Origin of the sequence: Thiohalorhabdus denitrificans (assembly GCF_001399755.1) — a bacterium.
Classification (GTDB): Bacteria; Pseudomonadota; Gammaproteobacteria; order Thiohalorhabdales; family Thiohalorhabdaceae; genus Thiohalorhabdus; species Thiohalorhabdus denitrificans.
Map to the genome: position 1 here is coordinate 584,214 of NZ_LJCP01000010.1, position 20,924 is coordinate 605,137.

The following is a 20,924-nucleotide window of genomic DNA, read 5'->3' on the forward strand; positions in this document are numbered from 1 at the left end:
GGTTGCGGGTTCGCCCCGGCCGGGGGCAAGTTCCGGACCAAAAGGAAGGATTCTTCTATTTCATCGGGTTACGGGAAAGGAAATGGCCCGGGCCGCGGGATCTGCCACAGGAACTGAGGCAAACCGCGCGCTTTTCCGGGTGGTCAAGCAAGGGAGGCGGGCCCGCCGGGAAGGCCGGGCCCGGGAGGGGGAAAGGGGTCAGCCTTCCCGTTCGTAGTGGCCCACCAGCTCGGTCTCGGCGAGCACGTGGCCGCCGGCGGCCTCCTCCACCTGGGTCACTGTGGCGTCGGCGGGGAGGTCCAGGTGGTCCACGTCCAGGGCCAGGAGGCGGAAGCGGTAGTGGTGGGTCCCATGGCCGCCGGGCGGGCAGGGACCGCCGTAGGCGGGGCGGCCGAAGTCGTTGGTGCCCTCGGGGAACCTGCCCGGCGCGCCCGGGCTGGAGAACCCTTCCTCCAGAAAGGTGGTCTCCGGAGGAAGGTCCCACACCGCCCAGTGATGGAACGTGCCGCCGGGGGCGTCGGGATCGTCGCATACCAGGGCGAGGCTCCGGGTGCCCCGGGGGATCCCGGCCCACTCCAGGGGCGGCGAGGTGTCCTCCCCGTCGCAGGTGTACTTGGCCGGGATGTGGTGGTCGTGGCGGAACACACCGCTCAACAGCGTCAGGCTCATGGCGAATCCTCCCTGTCAGGGAATGGTGGAGAGATTCTTCACCCCGCCGCCTCCAGCTCCCGGGCGAAGGCCCCCGGGCGGACGGGTAGCCGCCGCGCGCCCCAGGCACCGGGCCGTTCCTCGAAGACTCCGGCGCAGGACGTCCCGCAGGCGGTGCAGCGCCCCTCGCCGTCCAGCTTCCATTCGCTCAGCCGGTACCACTCCCGCCCGATCAGAAGCTCCCCGCAGTGGTGGCAGTAGGTGCTCTGACCGGACTTGTCGTGGACGTTGCCGGTGTAGGCGTAGTGGATGCCGCTCTCCAGGGCGATGGCCCGGGCCCGGGCCAGGGCCTCCGGAGATGTGGCGGGGTAGTCCCGCATCTTGTAGTCGGGGTGGAAGGCGGTGAAGTGCATGGGCACCTCGGGGCCCAGCTCCTCGCGGACCCAGGCGGCCATGCGCTCGATCTCCTCGGGGCTGTCGTTCTCCCCGGGAATCAGGAGCGTGGTCAGCTCCATCCAGGTGTCGGTCTCGTGGTGGATGTAGCGAATGGTGTCCAGCACCGGTCCAAGCTCGGAGCCGGTGAGCTTCTTGTAGAAGCGTTCCGTGAAGGCCTTCAGGTCGATGTTGACGGCCTCCATGTGGGCGTAGAACTCCGCCCGCGGCTCCGGGGTCACGTAGCCGCTGGAGACCGCCACCGACCGGATGCCCCGCTCGCGGCAGGCGCGGGCGATGTCGATGGCGTACTCGTGGAAGATGATGGGATCGTTGTAGGTGAAGGCGATGCTGCGCGCGCCCACCCGCTCGGCCATGTAGGCCACCACCTCGGGATCGGCCTGGTCGGCCAGGGTATCCATCTCCCGGGACTTGCTCATGTCCCAGTTCTGGCAGAACTTGCAGGCCAGGTTGCAGCCCGCGGTGCCGAAGGAGAGCACGGGGGTACCCGGCAGGAAGTGGTTGAGCGGCTTCTTCTCGATGGGGTCCACGCAGAAGCCGGAGGACCGCCCGTAGGTGGTCAGGACGATCCGGTCGTCCCGGCGCCCGCGCACGAAGCACAGCCCGCGCTGGCCCTCGTGGAGCCGGCAGAAGCGGGGGCAGAGGTCGCACTGGATCCGGCCGTCCTCGAGCCGGTGCCAGTATTCGGTGGGAATGCCTTCCACGGGATCGCGATCGGCCAAGCCAAAAACCTCCGGAGCAATAGCTGTCCTGGGAAACGCTGTACCTTTCTTAGATGCGCGCGGCGGCCGGGAATTTCATGGAGGGGACCGGGTCGAAGGCGCATACCCGGAAACCCGGGTCGGGTTGATCCCCCATGGTGAAACCCCCATGTTGGTAATGAAGCTCGGCGACCTTGCTGAGGGTGGAACCGATATGCCGAACGAGCGACCGCCGGCCATAGCCGGCACCTTCTACCCCGACGACCGGGCGGAGCTGGACGCCCTGCTGGCCCGGCTGCTGTCCGACGCCTCCTCCGCCGTAGAAGGCGCCGAGGTCCCCAAGGCCCTCATCGCGCCCCACGCCGGCTACCCCTATTCCGGGGCGGTGGCGGCCACGGCGTACGCGCGCCTGGCCCCGGCCCGCGACCGCATTCGCCGGGTGATCCTGCTGGGCCCCTCCCATTTCGTCCCCTTCCGCGGCCTGGCAGTGAGCAGCGCCGCAACCTTCCGCACCCCCCTGGGCACCGTCCCGGTGGACGCCGAGGGCGTTCGCATTACCCTGACCCATCCCGGCACCCAGACCCTGGACCTGGCCCATGCCCGCGAGCACAGCCTGGAGGCCCATCTGCCCTTCCTCCAGGGAGTGCTCGGCGAGTTCTCGCTGGTGCCCCTGGTGGTGGGGAACGTGGACGACGAGCGGGTCGGCCGCATCCTGCAGGACCTCTGGGGCGGGCCCGAGACCCTGGTAGTGGTCAGCTCCGACCTCTCCCACTTCCTCGACGACGCCAGCGCCCGGGACCGGGACGCGGAAACCGCCCGGGCCATCGAGGAGCTGGAGACGGAGCAGCTAACCCCCGAGCACGCCTGCGGCGTGCGCCCCCTGCGCGGCCTGCTCTGGCACGCCGCCGACAGGGGCGCCCGCATCCGCACCCTGGAGCTGAGGAACTCGGGGGACGCCGGCGCCCCGTCGGACCGGGTGGTGGGCTACGGCGCCTTCGCCCTGGAGGAGGCCAGCTGATGCCGGAAACGGCCGCAGGCGGGCCCGCGGAGGCCACGCCCTCCTTGCAGCCCCACGCGGACCGGCTCCTGGAGCTGGCCGGGATCTCCATCGACCACGGCCTGGAGCGGAACCGGCCCCTGGAGGTGGACCCGGCCGCCCAACCGCCCGAGCTGCGGGAATGGCGGGCCTGCTTCGTCTCCCTGCACGCGGACGGTTCCCTGCGGGGGTGCATCGGCTCCGTGGAGCCCAGGCGGCCGCTGGCGGTGGACGTGGCCGAGAACGCCCACGCCGCGGCCTTCCACGACCCCCGGTTCCCCGCCCTGACCCCCGCCGAACGGCCGGATCTGGCCCTGAAGGTCGAGGTCCTCACGCCCTTCGAGCCGCTTTCCTTCGACGGCGAGGCGGACCTGCTGACCCAGCTCCAGCCCGGCCGCGATGGGCTACTCCTGGAAGCGGACGGACGGCGGGGGACCTTCCTCCCCACCGTCTGGGAGGTCTTGCCGGAGGCGGAGCCCTTCTGGACCCAGCTCAAGCGCAAGGCCGGCCTGCCCCCGGACCGGGGCCCGGAAGGCCTGCGGGTCTACCGCTACCGCACGGAGGTGATCGCCCCGGAGACCGCATAGCATCGGCAGGCACGAAGGGTCGGACTCCCTGTCGGTTGTGGGAAAGGGCGGCCTCCGCGGGGGTCCAAGGGGAAACAGACAGGCATTCACGCGGGGGAGAACCATGGTGGAACAGCTCGGCAACGGAGACGGACTGCTCCTCGTCGACGTGCAGAACGACTTCTGCCCCGGCGGCTCCCTGGCGGTGCCGGAGGGGGACGAGGTGGTGCCCGTCCTGAACCGGTGGATCGCCCTGGCCCGGGAAGCGGGCATCCCCGTCTACGCCTCCCGGGACTGGCATCCGGAGACCCACATCAGCTTCCGCGAGCGCGGCGGGCCCTGGCCGCCCCACTGCATCCAGGAGACCCGGGGAGCGGCCTTCCACCCCGACCTCCAGCTCCCCGAGGATGCCGCCATCATCAGCAAGGGGATGGACCCCGAACGCGACCAGTACTCGGCCTTCGACGACACCGGCCTGGCCGAGCGGATGCGGGACGCCGGGGTTGAACGCCTCTGGGTGGGGGGACTGGCCCAGGACGTCTGCGTCCGGGCCAGCGTCGTCGACGGGGCCCGGGAGGGCTTCGAGGTTCACCTGCTCCTGCCCGCCACCCGCCCCGTGGACGCCACCCCCGGGGACGGCGACCGGGCCGTGGAGGACATGCAGGAGGCGGGGGCCGTAATCGAGCGCAGCGCGGAGCCCGGGAAATGAGCCGGGCGGACTGGGTCACCGCCGACAACGCGGCCCTCCTCACCGACCTTTACGAGCTCACCATGCTGCAGGCCTACCACCGGGAGGGCCTGCAGGACACGGCGGTGTTCGATCTGTTCGTGCGCAAGCTGCCGCCCAACCGGGGCTTCCTCCTCGCCGCCGGCCTGGAGACCGCCCTGGACTACCTGGAGAACCTCCATTTCCCGGCGGAGGCCCTGGAGTACTTGGGGTCCCTGGGACAGTTCTCCGACGCCTTCCTCGACTACCTGGCCGGATTCCGCTTCACGGGGGAGGTACGCGCCGTCCCCGAGGGTTCCCCCGTGTTCCCGGACGAGCCCCTCCTGGAGGTGATCGCCCCGCTCCCCGAGGCCCAGCTGGCGGAGACTTTCCTCCTCAACCAGATCCACTTCCAGACCCTGATGGCCAGCAAGGCCAGCCGAGTGGTGGAGGCGGCCCAGGGCCGCAGCGTGGTGGACTTCGGCGCCCGGCGCATGCACGGCGCCGATGCCACCCTGAAGGCGGCGCGCGCCTTCTACATCGCCGGGGTGCACGCCACCTCCAACGTGCTCGCCGGGCAGGTCTACGGCATTCCGGTATCGGGCACCATGGCCCACAGCTACATCGAGGCCCACCCGGACGAGCTGGCCGCTTTCGAGGCCTTTGCCCGCCTCTATCCGGAGACCATCCTGCTGGTGGACACCTACGATACCCTGGAGGGGGTGCGGAAGGTGGCCGACATGGCGGAGCGGTGGGGGGACGCCTTCCGGGTCCGGGGGATCCGCCTGGATTCCGGCGACCTGGGCGAGCTGGCCCGTGGGGCCCGGGAGATCCTGGACGCACGCGGCCTGCACGGGGTGAGCATCTTCGCCAGCGGCAGCCTGGACGAATACGCCATCGCCGACCTGCTGGAGGACGACGCCCCCATAGACGGCTTCGGCGTGGGCACCCATCTCGGGGTCTCGGAGGACAGCCCCTACCTGGATAGCGCCTACAAGCTGGTGGAGTACGCCGGGGAACCGCGCATGAAGCTGGCGACGAGCAAGACCACGCTACCCGCGCGCAAGCAGGTCTACCGCCACAGCGGCGGGGAGGGATTCTACGGGGGCGACACCATTGCGGCCCTGGAAGAGCCGGGCATGGAGGGCCAGCCGTTGCTGGAGACGGTGATGCGGGAGGGGGAACGGCTTTTGCCTCGACGGGGGCTCGATGAGATCCGGAACCACGCGGCTCGTGAGCGCGAGCATCTGCCGGCGAATCTCCGCGGCCTGCGGATGTCCGAGTCCGCTTACCCGGTGGCGGTCAGTGAAGGCTTAAAAAGTGCGGTGCAGCGCCTTCGGGCAACCCTGCAAAGGTAGGAAACGGGAACCGGCTAACGGACGTAGGAACTCTCCCGCCGTACCCACCTCGTGAAGCTAGACTCCTTGATCCGGTTGCGGGGGCCCCCTTCGGGGTTCTGCCAGATCACATAGTAGTCCCCTCCTTCCTTGGTAATCTCCAGAATCTTGCGGGACTTCTTGGATGGGTCCTTGGGCCGCCACAGCTGTCCCGCGGCGTAGCCTTCCGGACTTGTCGGGCCGGTCTCCGTGGACTTCTCCTCCAGGCCGAGCGGCTCCTCCTCGCGGTCCTCCGACGGGGTCCAGCCCAGCCGGTACATGACATCCTGGTACGCCGAGCGCGCCATGGAGGCGACCCGGGTCCCGGTCTCCTGGGCCAGGAGGCGTCCCTCCCGGATAATGGTTTCGAGTCGTTCCTGCATAGGCCTTCTATCCTCATGGGTGGGGGTGTCAATCGGGTCATCCGATTCTTACCCTAGTAAGACAAAAAAACCGCCGGTTTACTCCCTGGGAGGAAAACCGGATTCTCCATGTCCATATGGTCGATATTGTGCCTCTTGTCGTATGCGTCAAGAGGCCGGGGACAAGATCCGGAAATCGAGGCGAACCGTTATGGCTGTTGAGCTGGGAGCCCGGGGAACCGGGGGCTGCGTGGTTCTGGCCAGTGGCGGGATCGAGAGCACCACCTTGCTCCACCGTCTGGCCCGGCAGGGGGAAGGGATCTCCCCCGTCTTTTTCCACTACGGGCAGCGTCCGTCCGACCGGGAGTACCGGGCCGCCCGGGCGCAGTGCCTGGAGCTGGGCTTAAACCTGGAAGTGCTGGACATCGCGGGGGTTACCCCGGTCTTTCAGAAAGGACAGGAGCGCCAATACCACATCCCCCTCCCCCACCGGAACCTGGTTGCCCTCTCCCTGGGACTGAGCCTGGCGGAGAAGCGGGGCGCGGACCGGCTGCTGATCGGCACCACGGGGGACGACGCGGACCTGGCGGCGAGCGCCTCCCGCCCCTTCCTGGACGCCTTCCGGGGCATGGCCGGCCTGCTCGGGCCCGTGTCGGTGGAAGCGCCCTTCCAGGAGATGGGCAAGGACGAGGTGGTTCTGGAAGGACTGCGGCTAGGGGTGGACTTCGGCCGGACCTACAGCTGCCTCCTCGGACGGCGGGAGCCGTGCGGGAGCTGTCCCCAGTGCCGGAAGCGGCGGTCCGCCTTCGACCGCGCCGGGGTCCCGGAGCCGCCACCCACCCTCGACGCCGGGGAGGCCTGAACGTGCCCTTCTCCCCCCTCCATCTGCTCCTGTTCGTGGTCCTGGCCGCCTTTCTGCTGGCCTTCATCCAGGTGGGCGTCCTCACCATCGCGGTGGACAAGCTGGGTCTGCCCATGGAGGCCCTCCTGGTGCTGCTCTTCGGCTCCCTGCTCGGCAGCGGGGTCAACCTGCCCCTGTTCTCCATGCGTGCGGAGGCACCCCCCGAGCAGCGGGTCCATCCCGCCTATTCCCTGGGCCTGCTGCGGCCGCAGCAGGCGTTCCGGGGCCGCACCCTGGTGGCCGTCAACCTCGGCGGCTGCCTTATCCCCGTGGCCTTCTCCGTCTACCTCTGGAACCTCCACGCCCTCTCCCTGGGGCAGGTCGGCGGTACGGTGGGTCTGGTGGCCGCCATCAGCTACCTGGCCAGCCGGCCGGTGCCCGGGCTGGGCATCGCCATGCCCCTCTTTATCGCCCCCCTCACGGCCGCCGTGGCGGCCCTGCTCCTGGGCGGGGCGGAGAGCGCCCCCCTGGCCTACATCGGGGGGACCCTCGGCGTCCTGATCGGCGCCGACCTGCTCCGCATCGGCGACATCCGGAAGATGGGCTCCCCCCTGGCCTCCATCGGCGGGGCCGGGACCTTCGACGGCATCTACCTCACCGGCATCGTGGCCGTCCTGCTGGCCTAGCAGGGCGGTGAAAAACGTCGCGAGGAAGGCCAGATGCAAGGCGCTCACCGCGCAGCGACCGAGGCATATCAAGAAGATAGGTGAGGGAGCGAGCAGTGCGCAACGCCGCAGATGGCCTCCGCAGCAGTTTTTCATCGTCCTGCTAGGCGGGACGGAGCCAGTTCCACCACGAGCCCAACCAAGGCAGGAGCACCATTCATGCAAGCGGTCTTTCTGGACACCACCTCCCTGGACCGGGAGGACCTGGATCGCGGGCCCCTGGAGGCGAGCGCGACGGATTGGTCCTTCTTCGACGAGACGCCGGCGGATGCCGTCCCGGAGCGCATCCGGGAGGCGGAAGTGGTGATCTCCAACAAGGTCCCCCTGGACGCGGAGGCCATCCGGGGCGCGCCCAACCTCCGGCTCATTTGCATCGCCGCCACCGGCACCAACAACGTGGACCTGGAGGCGGCCCGCCAGCGGGGCGTCGCGGTCACCAACGTGGTGGGCTACGCCACACCCGCCGTGGTGCAGCACGTCTTCGGCCTGGTCCTGGCCCTCACCACCCGTCTGCAGGACTACACCGCCGCGGTGGCCGCCGGGCGGTGGTCGCAGAGCCCCCACTTCTGCCTGCTGGATTTCCCCATCGCCGAGCTGGCCGGCCGGACCCTGGGGGTGGTGGGCCACGGCGAGCTCGGCGGCAACGTGGCGCGGGTAGCGGAGGCCTTCGGCATGCAGGTACGGGTCGCCCAGCTGCCGGGGCGTCCCGAGCGTCCGGGACGGATTCCCCTGAATGAGTTGCTCCCCGACGTGGACGTCCTGACCCTCCACTGCCCCCTGACCCCCGAGACGGAGAACCTCATCGGACGGGCCGAGCTGGAGCGGCTGCCCGACGACGCCCTGCTCATCAACACCGCACGCGGAGGCATCGTGGATGAGCCCGCGCTGGCGGAGGCCCTGCGCGAGGGCCGCCTGGGCGGGGCGGGCGTGGACGTGCTGACCCGGGAGCCGCCCCCCGCCGACCACGTCCTGCTGGCCCCGGACATCCCCAACCTGATCGTCACCCCCCACGTGGCCTGGGCCACCCGGGCGGCCCGTCAACGCATGGTGGAAGAGCTGGCCGCCAACATCGGGGCCTTCCAGCGGGGCGAGGAGCGCAACCGGGTGGTCTGAGCCCTCTGAGCAGGGCCGCCGCCTGGCCCCTACCTCCCAAGGGGCTCCCCAGGGACCGCCCCAGGGAAGTGGGGAAGGGTCCCTAGGTCCTATCCGCATCAAGTTCGAAGAACCCCATCCCTTCCCTAAAGGAATTCCCCATTCACTGATAGAATTTTCCCCACCTTGCGGTCTTGCCCTCTTCCGTTAACTGGGGCAACCTTTTGTGCCGAACGGACTGCCATCTGGGGGGGACCATGCAGGATCCGACCACCATTTCCACGAACGGTAGATCGATGAACCGACTCATCGCTGTGATTTGCCTCTGCATTTTCCTGCTCCCGAGCTGGGCGGGCGCCCGCTATGTCCCGGAGCCCCCCGGGACCCCCGCCGAGGCAGCCATCCTGATGGACGCCAAGTCGGGCCGGATCCTCGCCAGCCAGAATCCCGACAAGGAGCATCCCCCCGCCAGCCTGGCCAAGCTGATGACCGCCTACATCACCTTCCAGGCCCTCGAGGAAGGCCGGATCTCCCTGGAGGACAAGGTCCGCATCAGCAAGGAGGTCTGGGAGCTCAAGGGCTCGCAGATGTTCCTCAGGGTGGGCGAGCGCGTCTCGGTGGATAAGCTCCTGCGCGGACTGGTGGTCCAGAGCGGCAACGACGCGGCGCTGGCCCTCGCCGAGCACCTCGCCGGCGGCAAGGAGACCTTTCTCCGCATGATGAACCGCACCGCCCGGGACCTGGGGATGGAGGGCTCGCATTTCTCCGACCCGGGGGGCCTCCCCGGCGACGGCATGGTGGTCACCGCCCGGGATATGGCGAAGCTCGCCCGGGTCATCGTGAACGAATACCCGCAGTACCTGGAGATGTTCCAGCAGCGCTCCCTCACCCACAACGGCATCACCCAGAGCAATCGGAACCGCCTCCTGGGCCGCATGGAGGGGGCGGACGGCCTGAAGACCGGGCATACCAAGGCCGCCGGCTACAATCTGGTGGGTACCGTGGAACGCGATGGGATGCGGCTCGTCAGCGTGGTCCTGGGCTCCTCCTCGCCCGCGCAGCGCTTCGACACCATGCAGGGCCTGCTGAACTACGGCTTCCGCTTCTACGAGACCCGCAAGCTCTACGCCGCGGGGGAGGCCGTTGAGACGACCCGTGTCTGGCAGGGCGCCACGGAGGAGCTGGAGCTGACCCTGGCGGAGCCTCTCTACGTCACCATCCCCCGCAACAGCGACTCCGACCTGGAGCTGCGGGCGCGGCTGGAATCTCCCCTCCGGGCGCCGGTCAAGGAGCAGGATGAGGTGGGCACCCTGCAGGTGAAACTGGGCGACGAGTCGCTGGCCCGCCGGCCCCTGCTGGCCAAGGCGGAGGTGGCCTCCGGGGGCTGGATCCGCTACCTGCTCGACGCCGCCCGCCTGCAATGGCAGGGGTTCTGGGAGGGCCAGAAGACCCGGTTCCTGGCCCAGGACGAGGGCGAGGCCACCGAGGCCGAGCCGGGAGCGGCCCAGCCGGGCTGACCGCCCCGCCCGGCGGCCTCACGGGGCCGCCGCCGGTCTGCCGTTCGCCATTCAGCCTGGATTCAGGACGGCCTCCTACCATGTGACGGAACATCACATGGAGGACTCCCCGAATGACCGTCCGGAATCCCTCGCAGCAGGAAACGCGGGTCTGGGACCTCTGGGTCCGCGTCTCCCACTGGACCCTCGCCGCCGCCTTCTTCCTCGCCTACCTGGTGGAGGAGCCGGAAGGCCTCCACGTCTGGCTCGGCTACCTGATCGGCACCCTGGTGCTGGTGCGCGTGGCCTGGGGCTTCATGGGGCCCCGCCATGCCCGGTTCCACGACTTCGTCCCCTCGCCGAACTCCCTGAAGGCCTACCTGCAGCGCCTGGTCCGCGGCCGGGAGCCGCGCTTTGTGGGACACAATCCCCTGGGCGGCGTCATGGTGGTCGCCCTGCTGGGCACCCTCACCTTCACGGCGGTGACCGGCCTCATGGTGTACGGGGCCGAGGAACATCGGGGCCCGCTGGGAGGCTGGTACGCTGTGGAGACGGCGACACCCTCCCTGATCCCCGCCGCCTACGCCGACGACCACGGGGAGGAGGGGGAAGAGCACGCCGGCGGCGAGGCGGAGGCCCTCGAAGAGGTGCACGAGCTGGCCGCCAACCTGACTCTGGCCCTGGTGGGGCTGCACGTGGGCGGGGTGCTGTTCACGGGCTGGCGCCACCGCGAGAACCTGGTGCGTGCCATGATCACCGGCCGCAAGCGCGCCGAGTAGGAGTCGAGCCGATGGCCCTATTCCCGGGCAAACCCCTCCTGGCCCTGTTGGCCATGGCGTCCCTCGCCACCGCGGTGGGCGCCGATTCCGGACCCGGCCACCGGGATTCGGACCACGTGCGGCAACTCCGCGAGCAGGAGGACGTCCTGCCCTTCGAGCGCATCCTGGCCGAGGCCCGGAAGCGCCATCCGGACGCCCGACTGGTGGAGGTGGAGCTGAAAAGAGAGGACGGGCGCCACCTCTACGAGGTGGAGCTCATCGACGCCGGCGGCACCTTCCGCGAGCTGTACTTCGACGCCCGGACCGGGGAGCTGCTCTCCTCGGAGATCGAGGAATAGATGCGGATCCTGGTCGCGGAGGACGACCCGGACCTGGGCGAGCGGGTCCGCACCTCGCTGCGGGAGGCCGGCTACGCCGCGGATGTCGCCACCGACGGCGAGGAGGCCGATTACCTGGGTCGGGAAGAGCCCTACGACGCGGTGATCCTCGACCTGGGCCTGCCCCAGCGGGCCGGGCTGACCGTGCTGGCGAACTGGAGGCGGGAGGGCAACCCCGTACCCGTGCTGGTGCTCACCGCCCGCAACGCTTGGTACGAGCGCGTCGAGGGCTTCGAGGCGGGGGCGGACGACTATCTGGGCAAGCCCTTCCACATGGAGGAGCTGCTGGCCCGCCTCGGGGCCCTCCTCCGCCGCCGGCACGGCCGTCCCGGCGGCCCCCTGGAGGTGGCGGGGCTGACCCTGGACGAGGCGGCGCAAACCGTACGGACCCCAGACGGCACCACAAACGCCCTCACCGCCACCGAGTTCCGCCTCCTGCGCTACTTCATGCTCAACCCTGGCCGGGTGCTCTCCAAGGCGGCCCTGAGCGAGCACCTCTACGAGTACGACGCCGACAAGGACAGCAACGTCCTGGAGGTCTACGTGCGGCGGCTGCGCGCCAAGATCGGCAAGGAGCGCATCGCCACCCGGCGCGGGCAGGGTTACCTGCTGCGGGCCGACGGGCCGTGATCTCCCTGAAGGCCCGCCTGACGACCTTCCTGAGCCTGGCCCTGGTGGTCCTGCTGGGCCTGCAGTACCTCCTGGTGAGCGCCGCCATCCGGGGCACGGCGGAGGACTACATGGCCTCCCGCCTGGAGCACGACGCCGAAACCCTGCTGGGGGAACTGACCTGGACCGACGGCGAGCCGGGCCTGCCCGCGGGAAGCCCGGACGCCATCTACCAGCGCCCCTTTTCGGGCCACTATTTCACCGTCCGGACCCCGGAACGGGAACTGCGCTCGCGCTCCCTGTGGGATACCACCCTTCCCGTGCAAGCTGTTCCCCCGGGGGAGGTGCGCCGCGAGCACCTCCAGGGCCCCGCCGGGCAGCCCCTCCTGCTGTACGCGGCCGGATTCCGCAAGGCGGGTCGGCCCGTCACCCTCGCCGTAGCCGAGGACCTCTCCTCGCTCAACGCCGACCTGCGGGCCTTCCAGTGGCGGTACGGGCTGGTCTCCCTGGGGGTGGCCGGGGCCCTGCTGGCCCTCCAGTGGCTGCTGGTGGCCCTGGGCGTGCGGCCCCTGGACCGGCTGCGCCGGCAGATCGTGGCGCTGGAAGGAGGAAAGCGCCAATCCCTGGACCAGCGGGTCCCGGCCGAGGTCCGGCCGCTGGTAGGGGAGATCAACCGCCTGGTGGGGGTGCTGGGGCAGCGCCAGGAGCGCTCCCGCAAGGCGCTGGGCAACCTGGCCCACGCCCTCAAGACGCCCCTGACCCGCCTCGGCCAGCTCGGCGACGACCCACGGGTCCGCTCCGACCGGGAGCTCCGCGACCGCCTCCTGGAGCCGACCCGCGTCATCGAGGGCCTCATCGAGCGCGAGCTCAAGCGGGCCCGCCTGGCCGGTGGCTCGCCGGGCCAGCGGTTCGACGCCGACCGCGAGCTGCCCCGCCTCCTCCGGGCCCTGGAGGGCATCCACGCCGAGCGGGGGATCGCCATCGAGGCGGACGTGCCTCCGGGCAAGACCTTCCACGGGGATCGCGAGGATCTGCTGGAGCTGTTCGGCAACCTGCTGGACAACGCCTGCAAGTGGGCGGAAGGACGGGTGCGCCTCCGCGTCGAGGAGGGCCCGGGCCTGCGCTTCGTGGTGGAGGACGACGGCCCGGGGATCCCCGAGGCGGAGCGCCCCCGGCTCACCGAGCGCGGGGCGCGCCTGGATGAGTCCGCCAGCGGCCACGGCCTGGGCCTCGCCATCGCCAGCGACATCGTCGCGGCCTACGGGGGCGAGCTCGCCTTCGACCGCTCCGGCGACCTGGGCGGGCTGGCCGTCCGGGTCACCCTGCCCCCCACACCCAGGGAATAAGGGGCCCCGTCGCGCCGGGGTCCTGCCGGGCGGGATCCATTCCAGGGCCGTTTCCGGCGGCCCACCGGGCACCGGGGCAGCCTGCCCGGCCCCGGGACCTCTCCTTCGCCGGGATCCCGCTCCCCAAGGCGCAGGTGCTTGCCTATAATCCAGGGTAGAAGGGCGCCCCGCGCCACCGCGCGGGGGAACGCCGCGTCACCGACCACCTCGACCAGGAGCTACCATGTCCGCACCCGCCTCCTCCCTCCGGGAGCTGGCCATGGAGCAGGCCCAGGGCGCCATGGCCCTGCAGTTGGCCTTCATCGGCGTGGCGAACGGGCTGTTCCGGGCCCTGGCCGACGTACCGCGCAGCCCGGAGGACCTCGCCGCCGCGACCGGCATGGACCCGGACTACGTACGGCGCTGGGTGGACGCCGCCTACGCCTTCGGCTACCTGGAGGAAAGCGGCCCCGGGCTGGCCCTGACGGAGAGGGGGCAGGGCTTCGCCACGGAGGACCCGGCGAGCCCCCTGCCCTTCGCCATCCACACCATGCTCGGCGCCCACATGAGCGAGCGCACGGCCCACTTCATGCGAACCGGCGAACGCCCCGGCGAGGAGGTACTGGGCGAGCGGGAGACCATCGCCGACCTCTTCGGCACCATGCTGGAGGGCATGTTCGGCCCCTTCTTCGAGGGGCAGATTCTTCCCGACCTGCCCGTCTACCGGGAGATCGACCGCGAGGCCGGGCTCGCGGTGGACCTGGGCTGCGGCAACGGCTGGTACCTGCGGCGCCTGGCCCACCAGTACCCGCACCTGCGCGGCGTGGGCCTGGACCTCTTCGACGCGGCCATCGCCGAGGCGCGAAGCCAGGCGGAGGCGGAGGGAACCGCCGACCGGCTGGACTTCCGCAAGGGCGACATGCACTGGTTCACCGTGGACGAGCCCATCGACCTGATCGCCATGAACCGGGCCCTGCACCACGTCTGGGACGAGAAGGACCGGGTCTTCGCCTTCCTGCGCGACCACCTGAAACCCGGGGGCGCTGCGGTCATCTGGGAGCCCAACTGGCCCGGCGACCGGCCCGCCCTGGCCGACCCCAAGCGGCGCGGCATGGCCTTCCAGAACCTCATGGAGCACGTGCAGGGCAACCGCTTCCTCCAGGCCGAGGAGATCGCGGCGGAATTCGAGAAGGTGGGCATGGCGCCGGACATCCACCTGTACGGGGAGGGCAACGAGGCGGTGGTGGTGGGCCGCAAGGCCTGACCGGGAACGGCTCGGGTCAGGCCACTTCGGTCTGCTGGACCAGCTCCTCGAGGTCCACCCACTCGCCGAGCCCCGTGCCGGCACTGGCCACGGCCGCGGCCCCCACGGCCACCCCGTAACGCACCGCCTCCTCCAGGGAGGCCCCCTCGGCCAGGCGGTACACCAGGCCGGCGATCAGGGAATCCCCGGCGCCAACCCGGGTGATCACCCCCACCGGCGGATTGCGGAAGCGCACGGTCCGCTCTTGGGTCACGAGCATGGCCCCCCGGGGCCCCCGGGACAGGACCACGGCCCGGGCCTGCTGATCCGCGGTCAGCTCCCGGGCCGCGGCCTCCTCTTCCTCCTCACTGGCCAGCTTCCGCCCGGTGAGCATCTCCAGCTCGTTGTGGTTGGGCTTGAGGAGGAACACCCCGCTGTCGGGCACCATCACCCGCTCCAGGGGCCGACCGTGGGTATCCACGATCACCCGCGCCCCCCGGCGGCTGGCCACCTCCGCCACCCGCGCGAAAAAATCCTCCGGCACGCCCGGCGGCAGACTCCCACTGGCCACCAGGTACTGGGGGGCGGGCTCGGTCCGCTCCAGGCGCTCCAGGAGGGCCTCCCATTCCCCCTGGGAAAGGACCGGGCCCGGCATGGCGAAGCGGTACTCGTGGCCGCTCTCCTCCTCGAGGACGATCAGGTTCTCCCGGGTCTCTCCCGCCACCGGGATGGCCTCGTAATCCAAGCGCTCGCCTTCCAGGCAATGCTTGATGTCCTCCCCGGTGCCGCCTCCGGCGGGGAACAGCGCGCACGCGTTGCCCCCGAGCCAGCGGATGGTCCGGGCCACGTTGAGCCCTCCACCGCCCGGCTGGCGCACGGGGTCGGTGCAGCGGAGCTTCCGGTCGCTGCGGACCTGGTCCACGCTGGTGCGCAGGTCCATGACCGGGTTCGGGGTCAGGGTAACGATCCGTCCGCTCACGGCTCCCTCCGTTTCTTGGCCAGCTGCCTTTCAGCGTTAGACCACGGAGGGGCGCGGGACCATCCCGGCGGCGGGCAATTCCCCGGGATCGGGGCGGCGGGCTACTCCCGGTACCAGCTCCCGTCGGGGTTGGGCTTGATCCACAGGTAGCTGAACCAGTGGAAGACCCCGCTCTCCTCGTTGGAGGGCGCGGTGCAGTTGTACTTGGTGCGTCCGGACCGGAGGGGCTTTCGGGGCCGCACGGCCACCACCCCCTCCGCCTCGCTCACCCAGGTGCGCTCCATGCGGCCCTGACCGGAGGCGTAGCAGGCCAGGGCGCCGGCGCGGTAGGGCCCTTCCTCCAGGCGCAGGCGCAGCTCCGGGCGCCGCGCCTCCGCCGGCAGCACGCGGTCCTCGGGGGCCAGGACCGTCACGGGCAGGGGGCGGCTGCGCAGCTTGGGGCCGAGGTCGTCCAGGTCCGCATAGGGGGTGGCCACGGGAAAGCGCGGCGCGGCGCGCAGGTCGCTGCCCGCCCCCACCGCCCCCGATTGCTGGCCCACGCCGTAGAGGCCCAGGTCCTCCACGATGGCGCGCACCTCCCGATCGTACTCCCCATAGGGGTAGGCGAAGACGGGCACCGGCTCGCCGGCCTCCGCGGCCAGACGCTCCCCCGCGCCCCGGATCTCGTCCCGGACCCGCTCCCGCCAGGCCGCCTCGTCCTCGCCCTCCCGCCGGCGCACCAGGTGGGGGTGGCTGCGGCTGTGGTTGCCCAGGTCCACCCCGTCCTCCGCCGCCAGCTCCCGCAGTTGGTCCCAGTCCAGGTAGCCGCGGTAGCCCTGGTCGATGTAGTCGGTGCTGACGAAGACGGTGAAGGGCCAACCTCGGCGCCGGAGGCGCGGGAAGGCCTCGGTGTACACGGATTCGTAGGCATCGTCGAAGGTCAGGGCCACGGTCTTCGGCGGCAGGGGCTTCCCCCGGTCCAGGTGGCGCAGGACGCGGACCAGGGGCCAGACGGTGAAGTTGTGCTCCTCCAGATAGCCCAGATGGCGCTCGAAGGTCTCCGGGGTGACGCTGGTGCTGGGCGGGCCGTCCGCGTCCACATGGTGGTACATGAGGACCACCGCGTGGTCGGCGGCCCGGGCCCCACCGCTCAGCCCCGCCCCCACGAGTCCGGCGAGCAGGAGCAGCGTCCAGCGCGGGTTACTCGGCATCGGCGACGGCCCCCAGGTCGTTGTGGCGGATCAGATCGCGGACCGCTTCCACGTAGGCCTCCCCCTGGGCGGAATAGCCGTCGAGCCCGGCGGCCAAAGCGTGGCCGGTCACCGGCCGGCCCTCCTCCCGCAGCCGGGCCCGGATCTCCCGCAGCTCCGCATAGCGGGGATGGCTGTTCAGATTGCGGACGTAGGCCGCCACGGAACTCCGCACCGTGGGGAAGCGCCGCACCTCGTGGCTCAGCCCCTCCTCCCGCCGGGCGGGCACGATCCCGCACCCGGGCTCGAAGCACCACTGGCCGAAGAGATTGTTGCCCTCCCGGGCGAAGCGGGAGGTCCCCCAGGCCGACTCCTTGGCCGCCTGGGCGAGGATCAGGGAGACGGGAATGGTGTCCACCCGGCGCAGAAGGTGCGCCACCACCTCGCGCGGGGGACGCCCCTCGGCCGCCACCCGGTAGCGGTCCGCCATGGACCGCACCCACTCCCCTTCCTCGGCGGAAAGCTCCGCCCCCGCCTCCAGGCGCTCCGCCGCGCGTCGCAGGCGCTCCCGCCGCGCGGCCTCACGCTCGTTGACGGCCTCGGCGATGGGCCGCAGGAAGGCGAAGAAGGCCGCCTTCCGTTCGCCCACATTCTCGTGGGTGCGGAAGTCGGGGAGGTCCTCCCCCCCCGGCTCCCGGAGCTCCCGGTCCCCCTCCGGCTCCGCCACGCCGCCTTCCCGCAGGCCGGAAAGCTCGACGAAGAGGATGACCAGACCGGCCGCCGCCGCGAGCGCCAGCACATGGATCCAGGCTTGGGAAAAGGGGGTGGGACGCACGACTGCTCCTGTCGGTGGCTCCGGGGCTTTGCCAGGGGCGCCCCCCGGCCCGGCCCCGGGGGGCGCCACAGGATACCGGAACAACCGGGGTGGGCCGAACCCGACCGCGGGCCCTCTTTCCTAGCGCCCCTCCCGATCCGGATCCAGCAACGCCAGCATGGCGGCGGCCTTGTCGAAGGTCTCTGCGTACTCCGCGCCCTCCCGGGAGTCCATCACCAGGCCGCCGCCGGCCCAGAAGCGCACCTGACCCTGCAGGTGCACCAGGGTGCGTATGGCGATGCTGGTATCCAGGGCCCCGTCGTAGCCCACGTAGCCGATGCTGCCGCAGTAGACTCCTCGGCGGTGGGGCTCCAGCTCCTCGATGATCTCCATGGCCCGGATCTTGGGCGCCCCGGTGATGGACCCCCCCGGGAAGCAGGCCCGGAGCAGGTCCAGGACATCCCGCTCGGCGGGCAGGGTCCCGGTGACGGTGCTCACCAGGTGGTGGACGGTGGGGTAGCTCTCCAGGGCGAACAACTCCGGCACCCGCACGGAGCCCGGCGCGCAGACCCGCCCGAGGTCATTGCGCAGCAAGTCCACGATCATCACGTTCTCGGCCCGGTCCTTGGGGCTGTCCAACAGCTCCCGGGCCAGGGCGTGGTCCCGCTGCGGATCCGCCGCCCGCGGGCGGGTGCCCTTGATGGGGCGGGTCTCCACCCGACCCCCGGCCGCCTGCAGGAAGCGCTCGGGGGAGTTGCTCAGGATCTGCGCCCCGGGAACGTTCAGGTAGGCACCGAAGGGGGCCGGATGGGCGGCGCGCAGGGCCCGGTATCCCTCCCAGGGGTCGCCTTCGGTGGAGGCGGTGAAGCGCTGGGCCAGGTTCACCTGGTAGCAGTCACCGGCCCGGATGTACTCCTGGACCCGTCGGAAGGCCTCCCCGTAGGCCCCGGCGTCCAGGTTGGAGGCAATCCCCGAGCGCAGCCGCAGCCCCGCGCCGGAGGAGCGGGGCGCCGGCTTCCGGAAGCGCCGCACCAGCTCCGGCCATTGGCGGGCGGTCTCCGGGTCGCGGCCGTGGGCCACCAGCCAAGCCCGGCGACTGCCGTGGTCCACCACCACCGCCCAGTCGTAGAGGCCCACCGCCATGCCGGGCAGGCGGTCCGGATCCTCGGCCCGGCTGGGCAGCACCTCCAGGGAGCGGGCCAGATCGTAGGAGAAATAGCCCAGGGCCCCGCCGGTGAAGGGCAGACCATGCCGACCGGGCTCCCCGGGCCGCAAGTAGGCGCGCAGAACGGTGAAGGGATCCTCGCGATGGCGGTGGGTCCCCTCCCGGGTCCGCACGGTCACGACGCCGTCCGCTTCCGTCAGAGTGGCCCAGGGATCGGCGGCGAGGATGTCGTACCGGCTGTGGGGGGCTACCGCGCCAAAGGGGTACCCGCTGTCGAGGAACACCGCCCAGGGACGGTCGGCGATCGCCGCAAAGCGATCGGCGCTGTCCGGGTGGTAGGGGATCTCTTGGATGCGGGGCCAGCCCTTCACGCGGAGGCTCCTTGCGGTAATGCCCATTCCAGAGGCCCGCTCCGGGGCCCCGAATGCGACGGCGGATGGCCGCCGGGATGCCCCGAGGTCCGGGGCGGTGCGGTATAGTGCGGGGCCGGGCCGGCCCGTGGACCCCCGCGGGGCCCGAACGCCCGGCAGCGAGGAGGAGCGCGGTGGACCCTTTCGACGCAGGGCACGGCACGCCCGTTCACGACCCGCCGGTGACCGGGGTCATCCTGGCCGGTGGAGGCGGCCGGCGCATGGGCGGCCGGGACAAGGGCCTCGAGCCCCTGGCGGGCCGGCCCATCGTGGAGTACGCCATCGAGCGGCTACGGCCCCAGGTGGACCGCCTGATCATCAACGCCAACCGGAACCGGGAGACCTACGCGGCGTACGGCTTCCCGGTGGTCGCCGACGAGATGGCGGGCTACCCCGGCCCACTGGCGGGAATGGCCGCCGCCCTGCGCACGGCGGAGACGGACCTGATCCTCACGGTTCCCTGCGACTGCCCCCGCCTCCCCCTGGACCTGGCCACGCGGCTTCTGGTCGCCCGCCGCGCCCTGCACGGCGAGCTCGCCACGGTGGAGACCGGGGAGGGCCTGCAGCCGGTTTTCGCCCTCCTCCACCGCGCCCTGCTGGATAGCCTGCTGGGGTACCTGGAGGACGGCGGCCGCGGCGTGGCCCGCTGGTTCAACCGCCACCTGACGGCCCTCGCGGACTTCTCCGGCCAGACGGAGGCCTTCCTCAACATCAACACCCCCGACGAGCGGGCCGCCGCCGAGGCGTTCCTGCCCCGGCACCCCGACCCGCGGGCATTCTAGCCGCCCGCCCCGATCCGATCCACGCCCCTCGGCCCACAGCCACCCCTTTTCCTCTCCGACGTTCCCTCGCCCCCCGTACGCCTCTCCCTTTCTTTCCTCCATGGGGCTTCCCCCTAGGGACTAGGCAGAGTCCCTAGGGTTCGTCCGCCCTTTTTCGGGAAAACCCCTAGACGGTAGGGGATCCCTATGAGAGTATGCGCTCACTTTCAGGGAAACCCCTAACCATCCGGTACCGATGCCCGAGCCGAACGCCTGTTTTTCCTACGGTTTCCACCTTCCGGAGCCCACTACGGACGCCGGCCGGGACTGCCCCCGGTTTCCCGACCCCCCGGATCACACCCCTTTCATCGCTTCCGCGCGAAATCGCGGGAGCCGGGGCCCTAAGGCCCCCGGCACCGATTCGCCTTCCACCGAGCCACGGCGGAAAGCGGACCCCGGGCAACGCGCCCGGGGAGCCACCGAGCACCACCGGCCCGGCCCCATCGGTCCGGGCCAAGCAAGCACATAGGAGAAGCGCAGCCAATGTTCAGAAAAGGCGGGGGAAACCTTTACGGGCTGGCCGGACTCACCCTGGCCGCCCTGTTCGTAACCGCTTGCGGCGACGGCTCCCAGTCGGACGCCGTTGCCCAGGAGCTCCAATCCGGAAACGCGTCCGACCAAGCCCCGGAAGAGCGGGCCGAATGCACCGCCGATACCTGCGTCGGCGAAGGTGAGGAATACAGCAGCGTCCAGGCGGCGGTGGACGCGGCGCCCGACGGCGGCTCCGTGGGCATCGAGGGGGGCACCTACGAGCAGTGCGCCGTCATCCCCGAGAACAAGAGCCTCACCATCCGGGGCTTCGACGGCCGGCCCCACCTCAAGTCCCGTCTGTGCGACGGCAAGGCCGTGCTGGTGAACTACTCCAAGGGCAAGGTGGTGGTCGACGGCCTCGAGCTCTCCGACGCCGGCACCGACAAGGTCATCTGGCACCACGACAACACCGGCGCCCTGATCCTCCGCAACGTGGAGGTCCACAACGCCGGCATGGGCATCCTCGCCTCTACCAACTCCGAGCGCCTGGAGATCCACGACTCGGAGTTCTACGACATGGACGAGCCCACCCAGAACGGCCACCTGGTCTACGCCGGGCAGGTGAAGGACTTAGTGATCAAGGGCTCCTACTTCCACAGCGCCCGCAACGGCCACATGATCAAGGCCAAATCGGTGAACGTGGACATCGAGAACAACTACCTGCTCGACAACTACGGCACCACCGCCAACCTCATCAACA

General features: G+C 70.7%; 22 protein-coding genes. 15 read left to right on the plus strand and 7 right to left on the minus strand.

Going from position 1 to position 20,924, the window contains the following annotated elements; genetic code table 11:
- Nucleotides 1–198: 198 nt before the first annotated feature.
- Nucleotides 199–669, minus strand: coding sequence for a YbhB/YbcL family Raf kinase inhibitor-like protein (locus AN478_RS09400; protein ID WP_054966343.1), 471 nt, complete (start codon nucleotides 667–669; stop codon nucleotides 199–201).
- Nucleotides 670–707: 38 nt separating this feature from the next.
- The gene (gene amrS, locus AN478_RS09405; RefSeq protein ID WP_054966344.1) at nucleotides 708–1,823 is read right to left on the minus strand and encodes an AmmeMemoRadiSam system radical SAM enzyme; all 1,116 of its coding nucleotides are present in this window, start codon (nucleotides 1,821–1,823) and stop codon (nucleotides 708–710) included.
- A 193-nt stretch (nucleotides 1,824–2,016) separates the two neighbouring features.
- On the opposite strand from amrS, the gene amrB reads away from it, so the two are divergent.
- The 4 genes from amrB (at nucleotide 2,017) to AN478_RS09425 (ending at nucleotide 5,468) form a co-directional block, all read left to right on the plus strand.
- Entirely contained in the window at nucleotides 2,017–2,820 is an 804-nt protein-coding gene (gene amrB / locus AN478_RS09410; RefSeq protein ID WP_054966345.1) for an AmmeMemoRadiSam system protein B, read from the plus strand.
- Nucleotides 2,820–3,425 (plus strand): AmmeMemoRadiSam system protein A, encoded by a 606-nt coding sequence (gene amrA / locus AN478_RS09415; RefSeq protein WP_054966346.1) that lies wholly within the window; start codon nucleotides 2,820–2,822, stop codon nucleotides 3,423–3,425. Before amrB ends, amrA begins: the two co-directional genes overlap by 1 nt.
- A gap of 103 nt (nucleotides 3,426–3,528) precedes the next feature.
- Nucleotides 3,529–4,113 (plus strand): nicotinamidase, encoded by a 585-nt coding sequence (locus AN478_RS09420; RefSeq protein WP_054966347.1) that lies wholly within the window; start codon nucleotides 3,529–3,531, stop codon nucleotides 4,111–4,113.
- Nucleotides 4,110–5,468, plus strand: coding sequence for a nicotinate phosphoribosyltransferase (locus AN478_RS09425; RefSeq protein WP_054966348.1), 1,359 nt, complete (start codon nucleotides 4,110–4,112; stop codon nucleotides 5,466–5,468). The genes AN478_RS09420 and AN478_RS09425 overlap by 4 nt, the downstream gene beginning before the upstream one ends.
- Before the next feature lie 14 nt (nucleotides 5,469–5,482).
- Here AN478_RS09425 and AN478_RS09430 read toward each other — a convergent pair whose 3' ends face one another.
- Nucleotides 5,483–5,869 (minus strand): hypothetical protein, encoded by a 387-nt coding sequence (locus AN478_RS09430; protein WP_054966349.1) that lies wholly within the window; start codon nucleotides 5,867–5,869, stop codon nucleotides 5,483–5,485.
- A gap of 190 nt (nucleotides 5,870–6,059) precedes the next feature.
- Here AN478_RS09430 and AN478_RS09435 point away from each other — a divergent pair, with 190 nt between their 5' ends.
- The 9 genes from AN478_RS09435 (at nucleotide 6,060) to AN478_RS09475 (ending at nucleotide 14,356) form a co-directional block, all read left to right on the plus strand.
- Nucleotides 6,060–6,710 (plus strand): 7-cyano-7-deazaguanine synthase, encoded by a 651-nt coding sequence (locus tag AN478_RS09435; protein WP_054966350.1) that lies wholly within the window; start codon nucleotides 6,060–6,062, stop codon nucleotides 6,708–6,710.
- 2 nt (nucleotides 6,711–6,712) lie between these two features.
- Nucleotides 6,713–7,375 (plus strand): DUF1614 domain-containing protein, encoded by a 663-nt coding sequence (locus tag AN478_RS09440; RefSeq protein ID WP_054966351.1) that lies wholly within the window; start codon nucleotides 6,713–6,715, stop codon nucleotides 7,373–7,375.
- A 198-nt stretch (nucleotides 7,376–7,573) separates the two neighbouring features.
- On the plus strand, nucleotides 7,574–8,527 hold the full coding sequence (locus AN478_RS09445; RefSeq protein WP_054966352.1) for a 2-hydroxyacid dehydrogenase: 954 nt from the start codon (nucleotides 7,574–7,576) through the stop codon (nucleotides 8,525–8,527).
- A 275-nt stretch (nucleotides 8,528–8,802) separates the two neighbouring features.
- Nucleotides 8,803–10,023: a D-alanyl-D-alanine carboxypeptidase family protein gene (locus AN478_RS09450; RefSeq protein ID WP_054966353.1), complete on the plus strand. Its 1,221-nt coding sequence runs from the start codon at nucleotides 8,803–8,805 to the stop codon at nucleotides 10,021–10,023.
- A gap of 113 nt (nucleotides 10,024–10,136) precedes the next feature.
- On the plus strand, nucleotides 10,137–10,781 hold the full coding sequence (locus AN478_RS09455) for a cytochrome b/b6 domain-containing protein (RefSeq protein ID WP_054966354.1): 645 nt from the start codon (nucleotides 10,137–10,139) through the stop codon (nucleotides 10,779–10,781).
- Nucleotides 10,782–10,792: 11 nt separating this feature from the next.
- Nucleotides 10,793–11,119 (plus strand): PepSY domain-containing protein, encoded by a 327-nt coding sequence (locus AN478_RS09460; protein WP_054966355.1) that lies wholly within the window; start codon nucleotides 10,793–10,795, stop codon nucleotides 11,117–11,119.
- Entirely contained in the window at nucleotides 11,120–11,788 is a 669-nt protein-coding gene (locus AN478_RS09465) for a response regulator transcription factor (protein WP_054966356.1), read from the plus strand. It begins immediately after the preceding gene.
- Complete coding sequence (locus AN478_RS09470; RefSeq protein WP_054966357.1) at nucleotides 11,785–13,113, plus strand: ATP-binding protein; 1,329 nt, start codon at nucleotides 11,785–11,787, stop codon at nucleotides 13,111–13,113. Before AN478_RS09465 ends, AN478_RS09470 begins: the two co-directional genes overlap by 4 nt.
- Nucleotides 13,114–13,336: 223 nt before the next feature.
- Complete coding sequence (locus tag AN478_RS09475; RefSeq protein ID WP_054966358.1) at nucleotides 13,337–14,356, plus strand: class I SAM-dependent methyltransferase; 1,020 nt, start codon at nucleotides 13,337–13,339, stop codon at nucleotides 14,354–14,356.
- 16 nt (nucleotides 14,357–14,372) lie between these two features.
- Here AN478_RS09475 and AN478_RS09480 read toward each other — a convergent pair whose 3' ends face one another.
- The 4 genes from AN478_RS09480 to pabB form a co-directional block, all read right to left on the minus strand.
- Nucleotides 14,373–15,314, minus strand: coding sequence for a 1-phosphofructokinase family hexose kinase (locus AN478_RS09480; protein ID WP_054966359.1), 942 nt, complete (start codon nucleotides 15,312–15,314; stop codon nucleotides 14,373–14,375).
- Nucleotides 15,315–15,415: 101 nt separating this feature from the next.
- Entirely contained in the window at nucleotides 15,416–16,504 is a 1,089-nt protein-coding gene (locus tag AN478_RS09485; protein WP_054966360.1) for a polysaccharide deacetylase family protein, read from the minus strand.
- Nucleotides 16,494–17,318, minus strand: coding sequence for a glucosaminidase domain-containing protein (locus AN478_RS14505; RefSeq protein WP_054966361.1), 825 nt, complete (start codon nucleotides 17,316–17,318; stop codon nucleotides 16,494–16,496). Before AN478_RS14505 ends, AN478_RS09485 begins: the two co-directional genes overlap by 11 nt.
- A 120-nt stretch (nucleotides 17,319–17,438) precedes the next feature.
- Nucleotides 17,439–18,833, minus strand: a complete 1,395-nt coding sequence (gene pabB / locus AN478_RS09495; RefSeq protein WP_231627370.1) for an aminodeoxychorismate synthase component I — start codon at nucleotides 18,831–18,833, stop codon at nucleotides 17,439–17,441.
- A gap of 173 nt (nucleotides 18,834–19,006) precedes the next feature.
- Between pabB and mobA the strand changes: the two genes are divergently transcribed.
- Both mobA and AN478_RS09505 read left to right on the plus strand, forming a co-directional pair.
- The gene (mobA, locus tag AN478_RS09500; RefSeq protein WP_231627371.1) at nucleotides 19,007–19,654 is read left to right on the plus strand and encodes a molybdenum cofactor guanylyltransferase MobA; all 648 of its coding nucleotides are present in this window, start codon (nucleotides 19,007–19,009) and stop codon (nucleotides 19,652–19,654) included.
- A 522-nt stretch (nucleotides 19,655–20,176) separates the two neighbouring features.
- Nucleotides 20,177–20,924 (plus strand): right-handed parallel beta-helix repeat-containing protein (locus AN478_RS09505; protein WP_399354190.1); only part of this gene is annotated, 748 nt, incomplete at its 3' end.